The sequence below is a fragment of the Kordia periserrulae genome, from assembly GCF_003054265.1.
GTDB lineage: Bacteria > Bacteroidota > Bacteroidia > Flavobacteriales > Flavobacteriaceae > Kordia > Kordia periserrulae.
The window spans coordinates 447,851-460,299 of record NZ_QBKT01000001.1; the positions used below are offsets into that span (position 1 = coordinate 447,851).

The following is a 12,449-nucleotide window of genomic DNA, read 5'->3' on the forward strand; positions in this document are numbered from 1 at the left end:
TCATTCAATATGACTATTGACTCATTGGTGTTTTTTTTCAAATTTCTTTGCGGGTACTTTTAGACAAAATTTAATCAAAAAATGAAAAAAATAACACTTTTACTCTGCTTGTGCATTACACAATTCATCATAGCGCAACACAAAGGAAACTATGACCAGAATCTTCAAATTTCCAGGCAAAATATAGCAACTTCTAGAAGCATGGGCAACGCGAATTTTGGGCCTCGTGCTACCAATCCGACAAGAAATATAACTCCAAATTCCAATATTGTCATTGACGTACACGCATTGTACAATGCAAAAGCGACTTCGTACACCGCAATTTTTAATATTTCGCAAATTGGTCCGACAGCCGAAGAAACACACAAACTTGTGAATGAGCGTGTTGACAATGTTCGAAATGAATTGCTTTCCGCAGGAATTGCCAAAAATGATATCGCTATCGACGTCATTTCGTTTGTACCTGTGTATGAAATTGAAGTGGAGAAAAAGTTGTTTAGCAAAAAATACAATGAAGTCCCAAAAGGCTTTGAGTTGCAACAAAACATTCATATTAAGTTTACAAAAACAGCGCAATTTGAAAAGATTTTAGCGTCATGTGCTGTCAATGAAATTTACAACTTGGTAAAGGTTGATTATTTTATAGAAAATATTCGTGAAGTGTATAAAAAGCTGCAAACTTCACTCCTATCTTTAGTAAAAGAAGAAAAAGAATACTATAAAATTTTAGGATTTGATTTGACTAATTATGATGCTATTATGGCAGATGATAAGTATTGTTATTTCCCAAAGGATTTTTATAGGAACTATCAAGCATATAATAGTATTTCATTTGAAGCATTAGAAGGAAAGAGAAGCGTGACTAAAGCGAAAAAACAAACTTCGTATTATTACCAACCGATTTCGACAGAAAATTATGATATCGTCATCAACCCTAACATTTTAGAACCCGTGATACAAATTGGTATGCAAATTAAGTTGGTGTACACACCAAAACCAAAGGAGCAAAAACAAGAACCAAAAACAGAAATTAAAACCGAGCATAAATATTATGTGATTTCGCCAGATGGCAATATTGACGTAAAGGAATTGAGAACAAACAACTAATTATATCATGAAGCATCTTACAATCATTATCGTATTTCTATTGTGCATTCCTTTGGCAGTTCTATCGCAAAGTGAAAAAAACTTTATCGATCAAAATTATATTGAGATTACCGGAACTGCGGAAACGTTGGTAACTCCTGATGAAATTTATGTTTCTGTAACGCTTACAGAGAAAAATCATAAAAAAACGATTGAAGAACAAGAACAATTGTTGCTAGCCAATTTAAAAAGTTTAGGTATTGATACCGATACAGATGTGTCTGTTTCTAGCTTTCAAGGTAGTTATGAACGTTATTTTTTACGACGCAACGAAGTTGAGAAAGAAAAAAAGTATCAAATCATTATTCATGACGGCGTTACGCTTTCAAAGACATTTATGGTGCTAGATAGCTTACACATTACAAATGCTAGCATTACCAAAGTAAGTCATTCTGAAATTGAAAAGTTTCGAAGAGATACCAAAATTAAATCGCTCGTGGTAGCCAAAGAAAAAGCTAAACAATATGCTGAAGCAATTGACCAAGAGATTGGAAAAGCAATTTTTATTCAAGAAGTTGACCCGAATTCCTATCAAAGAGTAGCGCAATACAGGGCTTTGAACTCCTCTAACACCATTACAAATTTGACAGCTTCTATGGAATTGCAAAATATCGCTTTTCAAAAAATTAGTCTCACCGCCACTGTTTTAACCAGATTTGAACTAAAAACAAGTAATTAATCACCAAAAGCATCACCAGACTTGAATTAAGAACTTAAAACAAAAAACATGAAAAAATTAAATTTATTCATTGCAAGTACGTTACTTTTTGTGGGTGCTTGTAAAGGAAACTCAAAAACAGACACTGTGCTGTTGAGTGAAACAGCAACGAATTTAAACGCAACTACAGTACTGACTACAAAAGTTGTTGCTAAAAACACCATTAAAGTCGCGCTATTGTTAGACACTAGTAATAGTATGGACGGATTGATTCATCAAGCGAAAGCACAGTTATGGGAAATTATCAATGAGCTTTCGTATGCAAAATGCGGTACAGAAAAGCCTAGTTTGGAAATTGCCTTATACGAATACGGAAACGACAATTTGCCATCGGAAGAAGGTTATATTCGACAAGTATTAGGATTTAGTAATGACTTGGATGAAATTTCTGAAAAGCTATTTTCGTTAACCACACGCGGTGGGAATGAGTTCTGCGGACATGTAATTCAAACATCCATGGATCAACTAAATTGGGGAAACAATCCGAAAGATTTGAAACTGTTATTCATTGCTGGAAACGAACCTTTTACGCAAGGAACTATCAGCTATAAAGATGCCATTACCAACGCTATTGAAAAAGACGTTGTTATCAATACTATTTTTTGTGGAAACTATGAACAAGGAATTTCAGGTATGTGGAAAGATGGTGCGGTATTGGGAAAAGGAGATTATATGACCATTGCGCACAATAAAAGTATTGCTTATATAGAAACTCCGTACGATAAAAAGATTATGGGATACAATGCAAGCTTAAACTCAACTTACATCGCATATGGTTCCAAAGGAAATTACAGAATGACGAAACAAGCAACACAAGATGCAAACGCGAGTTCTATCAATGCTGAAATTGCGGTAGACAGAGCGGTTTCTAAAAGCTCCGATTTTTACACTAATTCTTCTTGGGACTTAGTAGACGGAATTGCCAACGATTCTGTCAAAGTAGACGAATTGTCCGAAAGTGAATTACCAAAAGAACTCAAAGGCAAATCGAAAGAGCAGATTTTAACGTATGTGAAAGAACAGCAAAAAAAGCGAAAAGAAATTCAACAAAAAATTCGTGAGTTAAACGCGAAGCGAAAAGCATACATTTCTGAAAAAAGTACTGAAAAAGGAAAAAATGATTTGGAAAGCGCTATCATTCAAGCTATCAAAAAGCAAGCAGCCCGTAAAAATTACACATGGTAATTTAGACTGCTTTGCTTTTAGATAATTAGAGCGCTTCGCTTTTAGATATTAGCCTTTTATTTGCTTCGCAAATTGGTTGGTTTTTTCTTTTTGCCTGCGCAAAAATTTTTAAAAGCATGCTGATTCACACACTGAAAGTTTAGTAATAACCTGTGTTATTGCTAAACTTTCTTTTTTTATAAAATAATTTAACCCACAGAAAACCAACACATCATAAACTTCGTATGTATTGACAGAAGGCTTTGAAAGTCAATAACTAATCCCCGAATTAATACAAAAACTATGATGCATACAATTACTTTTTATGTAAAGAAAAAACAGATTCCCCTTTTTGTTTTTTTATCTTTTTTTTTAATGTCTAATTTGACAATGGCTCAGGACAATTACGCAATTGAAGTAGACAACAACCGAGAGTTTGTAGAAATTCAAAACTACGGTGAGTTTATGACTAATGGAAATCCGTATACAGTTGAATGCTTGTTCAAGTTAAGTAATATACCTTTCTTTAGTTCTGACCAGGTAATTTTCGGTTCTGGAAATTATTTCAATCCGAATTTTATACGCTGTGCCAAACCAATTGTGCTGGTAGGTAATGACCTTTTCAATGGCACGTATATTGGCTTTATTCCAACAGAAAGACAAAATAATAATTTTGGACGATTGCCGATTTTGGAAATTCCGTACGAATTGGAAGTTGATACATGGTATCATGTTGCTTTTGTGTATAACGGAGGGAATGAATTTTATTTTTATGTAAATGGAAGACGCGTTGGTCATGCCACGAAAACACATCATAATATATCATGTAATACTTCTAACAATGATATACATATCGGCGGCGTCAATATAGATGGTAGAAATACGGCTAATTTGGATGGTGCTGTTGATGAATTTAGAATTTGGCGAAAAGCAAAAACCGAAGCTGAAATTCAAGCGCAAATGTACACACATCTTACCGGAAGAGAAACTGATTTAGATTTGTACTATGATTTTGACGACGCTTCTAATACTAGTAATGTTATAGATATTACCGGTAACGGAAATAATGGTATTACTAATAATATTGATTCAAGAAACTGGATTACGTCATCGAGCTTTTCTAGCTTTACAGGAGCTGTTAGCGACGATTATTATTTAGCAGAAAACTGGTATAATTTTCAAGCAGCGCCTTCCAACGTAGGAATTGAAGCGAGTACATCTATTTCCAACAATGTATCTTTAAAAAATATCAGCATTTCCCAAAACGGCTCATTAACGGTTACTGAAAATAGCACATTTACAGTTGACTCATATTTGCACACGCAAGGTTTATTAACGCTGGAAGAAGGTTCGTCTTTAGTGCAACTTGATGAAGGTATTGTGAATCAATATCCAATCGTTATGAAAAGAACCGGAAACACCAACGAATTTAGATACAGTTACTGGTCGTTGCCTGCTGTAAAAAGTATTGATATCTTATATGAAACACCACCAATATCAGCGCCGTGGACAACAAATCCGACGCTCAATGAAAAACTTTTAACACCTGAAGACATCTTTAATTTTGGAACTTCCGAAGGACAACGCGATCCATATTGGTTGTTTTTATTGACAGGAACACAAGGTGGCTTTGGAAATGATGCAGATAATATTTTCTGGTCACAAATTAGTCAAACCACAGAAATTGATAAAGGATTCGGTTTTACGCTAAAAGGTCCTTTGGGTAGCAATCCGTCGCAAGCAAAAGCTACTATTGAAGGCGTTCCTACCAATGGTGATGTTACGGTTCCGTTGGTATATGTGGATAACAATTCGTATTTGATTGGAAATCCATATCCTTCCGCAATTTCTGCCGATGAATTTATTGAAAGAAATAATGCAACCATTACAGGTACTATCTATTTTTGGGAACAATGGTCAGGAAACTCGCATGTATATGACGAATATATTGGCGGTTACGCTACGTACACACGTTTAGGCGGCGTAACTACTAAAAATGAAGCACAATCGTTCAACGATCCAACTTTTAGAGCACCTACAACTCCAAATAATGCCATTAGTGCTGGACAAGGATTTGTGGTAGAAACACGTGAAAATACTTCTGGAACTATCATTTTTGATAATGACATGCGTATTGAAGGAAGCAACACACAATTTTATCGTCAAACCACAACAAGCACAAATGAAAATGATGTAAAAAAATGCTGGATTAATTTGTCGAATGAGGAAGGCGATTTTGATCAAATATTGATTGGAACACTTCCAGGCGCAACTGCCGCAGATGATTATGGTTTAGATGGAAAATTACTAGATTTTAAAACGGTATATGCGTACACACTAATTGATGATGAAAAATATACCATAAATGCGTTGCCTTCTTTAGACAATGTAATTCCACTTGGAGTGGCAACAAACATCAATATGGAGCATACTATTGAATTGGATAACGAAGAAGGATTGGCGAATCATGAAATTTTACTAAAAGACAACACTACAGGAGTTACGCATAACTTACGAGAAGCTTCCTATACATTTACATTGGACGTTGGTGATGTAGCTAACAGATTTGAACTGCTAATTCAAGAAAATGAAACACGTTCAACAGATGATGAAAGTCCTATAGTTACCTTACCAAATGTGCGATTACGATTGCAAAACAACGGAATTGCCATTGTTACAGAACGTACCATTGAAGCTATTCAGGTTTCTGACTTGAGCGGTCATACAGTGTATACAGATAGAAAGTCAGACTTTATCAAAAAGAAATTTGAACAAGGCTTTTATATTGTTATACTGACTGATAGTAACGGCAATCATGTACGAAAGAAAGTGTTTATACCATAAAATACATAAAAGAAAAAGGCTTGCGTTTTGATGCAAGCCTTTTTCATATAGTGTAAAGATTAAATGTCTTAGTTAATCGCAGGACAGTTACAATCATACGGATCTCTTCGATCTCCGAAATCGTATCCTAACGTAATTTGGTGATAACCTCCGTTAGAAAGCACTAAAGAATTTGCTTGGTACGAATACGTGTACGCAAACATAAAACGATTGTAATTTACACCTACAAATGGTGTAATGTACTGTAGTTTCTGATTGTCAACCTGTGTTCCGTTTACGAATTCTGCGCCGTCTAAACTTCTTCTATACGACAATCCGCCCCAAACAGAACCGAACTCCATACTTCTGTACACTTTTATGTTAGCATCAATAGAAGATTCTTGCGTCTCTTCTGTATATTGAAACATGATTGATGGCTCGTATGTCCAATCGCTATCATAAGCTCCGAATGTATATCCTGCAGACGCTAAGTAGCGACGTTGGTTTTTCGATTCAAATTCCTGCGAGAATAAATCTCTTTGTGTTGGCAATGCGTTTTTAATGGTTAAATGCGCAAAGAAATCTAAGAAATAGTACGAAGCTCCAAAATCTACATTAAAATACGTTGTATTCAATCGTCCACCAGAAATGATAGGGTCAGGATTGTTGATGATATCAAAACCTGTTTCATCTAATGTTCCTTGGGTGAATCCTGTACTAATTCCGAATGATAATTGATTTAAGTCTACTCTATTTCTAGATAACAATAAGTGATATGCGAATGTTAAATACACACCTTGCTGCGAGAAATTTCCGTTTTCGTCGTTATACACAATAGCTCCAACTCCTACTTTGTCGCCTACGCGCGTATTAAAACTCAATGTTTGTAATGATGGTGCGTTATCTACATCAAACCATTGTTGCCTAGCTGTCAATCTGATTTTAGAAGCGTTAGAAGCGCCCGCCATCGAAGGATGTATCAGATATAAATTGTCAGAAAGATAGTCTACATAAACAGGAAGTCCATCTTGCGAAAAAGAGCATTGTACTCCAAATGCGATGGCAACAATAGCTAAGTATTTTTTAAATTTCATTAGTGTGTATCTTTTTGTGTAAAAAATTATCGATACGATATGAGTCGTATCGAAATTCAATGCAACTTATTTATTTGATAACGAGGCTTTTAGTTGTTTGTGTTTCAGTTAGTTATATGCAATACTCCTGTAAAATAGGCGTTTCCATAGCGCAAAATGCCACACATTTGGTCAAATATATAAATTATTTGATAAGTATGTAATGCTTATCATAATTAATTATCGATGTTACCCTAAGAAACTCGTTTGAATGAAACCTATTTTCTACATGGTTTCATTTTCGCTGTTAATTTATTAAAAACGTAATTATTTACTAATTATTTTAACACAAAAAATAAATTTCTTGCAAACACCACTTTTCAAAAGAATAATTTACGCGACTCCATTTACAGAATCCAGCGATAATGGTTACTTTTGTAAAAAAATTGAAACCATGAGTGGTATTACAATACAAATAGAAAAAACAAGCAATCCCGCAATTGTAAAGTTTGAAGCAAGCACATTTTTAACACGACATAATAGTTACGAATTTAAAAATATTGACGATGCAAAAGATTCGCCTTTAGCACAGCAATTATTTTACTTGCCATTTGTAAAAACAATCTTTATTTCGGGAAATTTTATCGCCATTGAGCGTTATAATATTGTGACTTGGGAAGATGTACAAGATGAAGTTGCTGAGCAAATTCAAGAATATATTAACAGTGGTAAAGAAATCATCAGCGAATCGGCTACAGCAAAAAAAGTAGTTCCTGTTACTGTATACGCAGAAAGTACGCCAAATCCGACTGTGATGAAGTTTGTTGCCAATAAAAAAATAGTAGAGCGCATTTTTGAGTTTAAAAATATTGACGAAACTAAATATGCACCGCTGGCACAAGCGTTGTTCCATTTTCCATTCGTAAAAGAAGTCTTTTTAGATAAAAACTATATTTCCATCACCAAGTACGATATGGTCGATTGGAATGATATTACGATGGAGATTCGTGAATTTATCCGAAATTATATTCAAGAAGGAAAAGAAGTCATTTCAAAAGACATTCCTGCCGAACAGAAAGAAAAAATTGAAATTTCAGACGAAAGTTTTGAAGCGCTGGACGATATTTCTAAAGAAATTGTCAACATTTTAGAAGAATACATCAAACCAGCAGTGGCAAGCGACGGTGGAAACATTATGTTCGACTCGTACGATCCAAACTCAAAAGTGGTTAAAGTTGTGTTGCAAGGCGCTTGTAGCGGTTGTCCGTCTTCTACCATGACCTTGAAAAGTGGTATTGAAAACACGCTAAAAAACCTATTAAAAGGGCAGATTAACGAAGTTATTGCAATTAACGGATAAGAAATCTTTGTTTATTACAAGAATTGCTGTAATTTATAAGGTAAAATATTTAATAACCTTTAAAAAAACACTAATTATGGCAGTTTTAAAAGTAATAGAAGTACTTTCAAACTCTAAAAAGAGTTGGGAAGACGCGACTGCAAAAGCAGTAAAACAAGCAGCAAAATCGGTAAAAAACATCCGCTCCGTATATGTGCAAGAGCAAAGCGCTATTGTAGATGGCGATGCCGTTGTTGAATACCGTGTAAACGTAAAACTTACGTTTGAAGTAAAATAACAAAGAAATCAATCATACGTACAAAAGCGTTGTCAGTATTTGATAACGCTTTTTTTTATACTCAAAGTTTTTCCATATCTTATGTATGCCTTAATCTTAACAACAATAAATAAAGAACAGCTTATGAGAACTTTAGAAATCATTCTTATTGCGCTTGTCGCGATAGAGCACGTGTACATTTTATACCTTGAAATGTTTTTATGGACTACACCGAAAGGCATGAAAAGTTTTGGCTTAAAATCGAAAAGTTTTGCCGAAGAAACCAAAACACTTGCTGCCAATCAAGGATTGTACAATGGCTTTTTAGCGGCAGGATTGTTTTGGTCATTGTACACCAAAGAGATACACGTTAGTCTATTTTTTATTATCTGTGTGTGCATTGCTGCTGTATATGGTTCGTATTCCACCAACAGCAAGCGAATTTTAATCATTCAAGGAACACCTGCATTTTTGGCATTGATTGTTATTTTACTACGCATGTTTTTAAAGATGTAACAAATAGATTCAAAGGTGTCAAACGACAGATTTTTTTACCGTTGATAGATTCCCCCAAAATTTGTCGCTAATTTAACGTTGAAAAAACTCGATTTTATAATTTTACACTCAATAAAAAATCAATACTATGCAAACAGGAAATACTACACAAACTTCCACAGAAGATGCCAACACTGCAACAAGTTGGCTTGGCAATTTTGACTTTAAACAAATTATTTTTGATTATGGATTAAAAGTGGTTGCTGCACTTGCCATACTCATCATTGGATTGTTTATCATCAAAATGATTGTGCGCGTTTCAAAGAAAATTATGAAAAAGCGCGGAGTTGACGATACGTTGCAAAAATTCCTAGGAAGTTTACTAAGTTGGACACTTAAAATTTTATTATTTGTTATTGTAGCTTCGCAATTGGGCATTGAAACTACGTCATTTGCGGCTATTATTGGTGCAGCTGGTTTGGCAATTGGTTTGGCATTGCAAGGGTCACTGTCAAATTTTGCGGGCGGTGTGCTCATCATGATTTTCAAACCATACAGAATTGGCGATTTTATTGAAGCACAAGGCGTGATGGGAACTGTAAAAGAAATTCAAATATTTACCACACACTTAAACACCGTTGGAAACAAACTAGCCATTTTACCAAACGGTGCAGTTTCTAATGGAAATATCATCAACTATTCTGCAGAGGAAAAACGAAGAGTCGATTTGGTTTTTGGCGTGAGTTATGATGCCGATATCAAACAAACTAAAGATGTGTTGATGAAAATCATGACGGATAATGATACTATTTTGAAAGAGCCTGCTCCAAGCGTAACTGTTTTAGAACTGGCAGATAGTTCTGTAAACTTCGCAGTGCGTCCGTGGGTAAAAACAGAAGATTATTGGGATGTGTATTTCTACATGCAAGAAAATGCTAAGATTGCACTAGATGCTGCAGGAATTGAGATTCCTTATCCACACAGTGTTGAGATTCACAAAGGAGAATAACTGTTAGATAAAATTAGAAAATCCTATTGTACCATAATTTACAATAGGATTTTTTTTATAGTATCGTTTGTGTTTACTTTTTAGACTTCGTTACGACGAAATCTTTTAAATAATACGGTTCAAAATATGCGACATCTTCGAGGTCGTTTTTTTTGTGCTTTTCTTTAGCAATCGGAATCATTTTTTCAGTAGATGGAAAATACACCTCATCATAAAACACCGCATTTTCATGCGCAATAATACCTTTGCATTTTTCAGCACCGTTTCCTATAAAATGTACTTTTCCTTTGGCTAATTCAGCAGCAAAAGAAGCCTCTGTGATGATTTCTGCCTTTGTATCTCTAATTTGGTTGTAATTTGCATCAAATACTGCTGAATATACTTCCATACGGCGCGCATCTAACAGTGGTACAATAACGCCGTCTGTAATAGCAATAGCACGAGCTAAAATTTCCAAACTTTCAATCGCAAGCAAATCTACGTCAGCAGCAAAACACAATCCTTTAGCAGCAGAAACTCCAATGCGCAATCCTGTGTACGAACCTGGCCCTTTTCCAACAACCACTGCCGCAATGTCTGTTGACTGAATATTGGCAGTTTCAAAAGCTTCTTTGATAAATACGTGTAATTTTTCAGAATGCGAGTAGTTTTTATCGTTTTCTTCCTTAAAATAAAGAATCTCTTCATCATCTGCCAAACACACCGAACAATTCGTCGTTGAGGTTTCTAAGTATAATCGTATTGCCATTGGATTGCTAATTTTTTACAAAAATAAAAAAAGCATCAATCGTTATATAAGAATTGATGCTTTTTGTGTGTTTTTATTATTATTTCCGAAAATCTTTTTCTGTCATCCGCTCGTCATATATTTTACCATCTTTTTCAAAAGCCCAAACATTTGAGATTTCACGTAATTTTGGCAATTTATCTTCTTCTTTTTTAATTTTTTGCTTTACGATTCTCCGAAATTTTCTATTAGCATCACGCTTATTCACCTTTTCGGAATCTGCCGACGTAACTCCTCTAATTTTTATCTTTTTTTAGACCTACTCATTATCTATTTAAAATCTGTTAGCGGCAATCCGAAATAGAATTCTAGTATTTTTAAACGGAAAATATAGTCGTACTTGGTTCGAACTACATCCGATTCCGCAGCTTCCAAACGCTGTTTTGATTGACTAAAATCGAACGAGTTCATCATTCCTTCATTGAAACGTTCAGTAGAATATTTGTGAGCTTCTCTACGTGCTACTAAGGTTTTTTCAGCAGCTTCATAGGCTTTTAACGCACCTTTGGTATCATTGTACGCCTGATTGACCGTTGCTTCTAAATCAATTTTAGTTTGTTCTAAGTTAAATTTCGCGCGTTCAATATTGATTCTTGAACGTCGCACACTGTTTCTACTTCTAAAACCATTAAGAATTGGAATACTTAACTGCAATCCAAACGAATGTGTTTTGTTATCAGAAACCTGAACAAAAAATGGGTTGGTTGGAAAAAGTTCACTATCAAAAACGGTAGTACTAAATCCGTAAAAACCAGATAAGCTAGGCAATAGCGTTCCTTTTGCTATTTTTAAATCGTATTCTGCCAATTCGATATTGGTTTGTGATATTTTTACATCATTTCGTACTTCCAATGACTTTTCAAAAATTTGTCGCGGCGTATTGTTCATAATCGTTGTTGACGGAATCATATAATCGCCTTCAGCAATATCAAACGTTTCGTAATCGTTTAACAATAACAACTGCGCCAATGATATTTTGGAAAGACGCAAGTTATTTTCAGCGTTCACAATTTGCTGTTCTTGTGTTGCGGCATTGGCTTCAATTTCTAAGGCATCACCACGTGGCACCACACCTTCTTTTACCAATTCGTTTGTACGATTGAGCTCGTTCATCGTTACTTCATACTGTGCTTTTAACACTTTGAGCGATTCTTTATTGAAGAGAATCTGTAAAAACGATTGCACAACCTGTAAGGATGTATTGTCTTTAATATCGTCTAACTGATATTGATTGGCTAATAATGCCAAATTTGCTCGGTGCAATCTATTGACATTTTGCAAACCATTATAGATATCAACATTTACATTTATAGATCCATTAGAGTTTTGCTGAGTTGCTGTTTGAATTTGACCTGTAAGCGGGTTTTGCCCTAAACCTATACTCCACGAATGTCTAGCTGAAATATTTGCTGTTGGCAGAAAACTTCCTACGGCGTCACTTTTGTCTAATTCTGTATTTTGTCGGTCGAGTTGCGCTTGTTTGATGGCAATATTATTTTCCAACGCATAGTCGACACACTCTTTTAATGTCCATTTTTTTTGTGCGGTAGCAAACGTTGTAAATCCTGCTAATAACACGATAATGATATAAACTTTTTTCATGGTACTGTAATGGTTA

The 12,449-nt window shown here is 34.9% G+C and carries 12 protein-coding genes; 8 read left to right on the top strand and 4 right to left on the bottom strand.

Annotation, left to right across the window (positions count from 1 at the left end):
- Window positions 1-81 precede the first annotated feature (81 nt).
- From C8N46_RS02060 to C8N46_RS02075, 4 genes are all read left to right on the top strand, one after another.
- A complete protein-coding gene (locus C8N46_RS02060) occupies window positions 82-1,107 on the top strand; it encodes an SIMPL domain-containing protein (RefSeq protein ID WP_108113186.1) in 1,026 nt (341 codons plus the stop codon).
- A gap of 7 nt (window positions 1,108-1,114) precedes the next feature.
- Entirely contained in the window at window positions 1,115-1,825 is a 711-nt protein-coding gene (locus C8N46_RS02065; protein ID WP_108113187.1) for an SIMPL domain-containing protein, read from the top strand.
- A gap of 48 nt (window positions 1,826-1,873) precedes the next feature.
- A complete protein-coding gene (locus tag C8N46_RS02070; RefSeq protein ID WP_108113188.1) occupies window positions 1,874-3,049 on the top strand; it encodes a VWA domain-containing protein in 1,176 nt (391 codons plus the stop codon).
- Window positions 3,050-3,418: 369 nt separating this feature from the next.
- Window positions 3,419-5,872 (top strand): LamG domain-containing protein, encoded by a 2,454-nt coding sequence (locus tag C8N46_RS02075; protein WP_158269055.1) that lies wholly within the window; start codon window positions 3,419-3,421, stop codon window positions 5,870-5,872.
- 68 nt (window positions 5,873-5,940) lie between these two features.
- Here C8N46_RS02075 and C8N46_RS02080 read toward each other — a convergent pair whose 3' ends face one another.
- On the bottom strand, window positions 5,941-6,945 hold the full coding sequence (locus tag C8N46_RS02080; protein WP_108113190.1) for a PorP/SprF family type IX secretion system membrane protein: 1,005 nt from the start codon (window positions 6,943-6,945) through the stop codon (window positions 5,941-5,943).
- A gap of 433 nt (window positions 6,946-7,378) precedes the next feature.
- Here C8N46_RS02080 and C8N46_RS02085 point away from each other — a divergent pair, with 433 nt between their 5' ends.
- The 4 genes from C8N46_RS02085 (at window position 7,379) to C8N46_RS02100 (ending at window position 10,044) form a co-directional block, all read left to right on the top strand.
- A complete protein-coding gene (locus C8N46_RS02085; protein WP_108113583.1) occupies window positions 7,379-8,284 on the top strand; it encodes a NifU family protein in 906 nt (301 codons plus the stop codon).
- A 76-nt stretch (window positions 8,285-8,360) separates the two neighbouring features.
- On the top strand, window positions 8,361-8,561 hold the full coding sequence (locus C8N46_RS02090; RefSeq protein WP_108113584.1) for a dodecin family protein: 201 nt from the start codon (window positions 8,361-8,363) through the stop codon (window positions 8,559-8,561).
- A 123-nt stretch (window positions 8,562-8,684) separates the two neighbouring features.
- Window positions 8,685-9,056: a DUF1304 domain-containing protein gene (locus C8N46_RS02095; protein ID WP_108113585.1), complete on the top strand. Its 372-nt coding sequence runs from the start codon at window positions 8,685-8,687 to the stop codon at window positions 9,054-9,056.
- A gap of 127 nt (window positions 9,057-9,183) precedes the next feature.
- The gene (locus C8N46_RS02100; RefSeq protein WP_108113191.1) at window positions 9,184-10,044 is read left to right on the top strand and encodes a mechanosensitive ion channel family protein; all 861 of its coding nucleotides are present in this window, start codon (window positions 9,184-9,186) and stop codon (window positions 10,042-10,044) included.
- A gap of 73 nt (window positions 10,045-10,117) precedes the next feature.
- Here C8N46_RS02100 and tsaB read toward each other — a convergent pair whose 3' ends face one another.
- The 3 genes from tsaB to C8N46_RS02115 form a co-directional block, all read right to left on the bottom strand.
- Window positions 10,118-10,792 carry a tRNA (adenosine(37)-N6)-threonylcarbamoyltransferase complex dimerization subunit type 1 TsaB gene (gene tsaB / locus C8N46_RS02105; protein ID WP_108113192.1) on the bottom strand — a complete coding sequence of 225 codons (675 nt, stop codon included), beginning with the start codon at window positions 10,790-10,792 and terminating at the stop codon, window positions 10,118-10,120.
- A 79-nt stretch (window positions 10,793-10,871) separates the two neighbouring features.
- Window positions 10,872-11,039, bottom strand: coding sequence for a hypothetical protein (locus C8N46_RS02110; RefSeq protein WP_245896695.1), 168 nt, complete (start codon window positions 11,037-11,039; stop codon window positions 10,872-10,874).
- 62 nt (window positions 11,040-11,101) lie between these two features.
- On the bottom strand, window positions 11,102-12,433 hold the full coding sequence (locus C8N46_RS02115) for a TolC family protein (RefSeq protein WP_108113194.1): 1,332 nt from the start codon (window positions 12,431-12,433) through the stop codon (window positions 11,102-11,104).
- Window positions 12,434-12,449 lie beyond the last annotated feature (16 nt).

Excerpts from the sequence above, each read along its gene's own strand:
- C8N46_RS02060 (WP_108113186.1), top strand. The coding sequence starts at position 82 with ATGAAAAAAATAACACTTTTACTCTGCTTGTGCATTACACAATTCATC.
- C8N46_RS02065 (WP_108113187.1), top strand. The coding sequence starts at position 1,115 with ATGAAGCATCTTACAATCATTATCGTATTTCTATTGTGCATTCCTTTG.
- C8N46_RS02070 (WP_108113188.1), top strand. The coding sequence starts at position 1,874 with ATGAAAAAATTAAATTTATTCATTGCAAGTACGTTACTTTTTGTGGGT.
- C8N46_RS02075 (WP_158269055.1), top strand. The coding sequence starts at position 3,419 with ATGGCTCAGGACAATTACGCAATTGAAGTAGACAACAACCGAGAGTTT.
- C8N46_RS02080 (WP_108113190.1), bottom strand. The coding sequence starts at position 6,945 with ATGAAATTTAAAAAATACTTAGCTATTGTTGCCATCGCATTTGGAGTA.
- C8N46_RS02085 (WP_108113583.1), top strand. The coding sequence starts at position 7,379 with ATGAGTGGTATTACAATACAAATAGAAAAAACAAGCAATCCCGCAATT.
- C8N46_RS02090 (WP_108113584.1), top strand. The coding sequence starts at position 8,361 with ATGGCAGTTTTAAAAGTAATAGAAGTACTTTCAAACTCTAAAAAGAGT.
- C8N46_RS02095 (WP_108113585.1), top strand. The coding sequence starts at position 8,685 with ATGAGAACTTTAGAAATCATTCTTATTGCGCTTGTCGCGATAGAGCAC.
- C8N46_RS02100 (WP_108113191.1), top strand. The coding sequence starts at position 9,184 with ATGCAAACAGGAAATACTACACAAACTTCCACAGAAGATGCCAACACT.
- tsaB (WP_108113192.1), bottom strand. The coding sequence starts at position 10,792 with ATGGCAATACGATTATACTTAGAAACCTCAACGACGAATTGTTCGGTG.
- C8N46_RS02115 (WP_108113194.1), bottom strand. The coding sequence starts at position 12,433 with ATGAAAAAAGTTTATATCATTATCGTGTTATTAGCAGGATTTACAACG.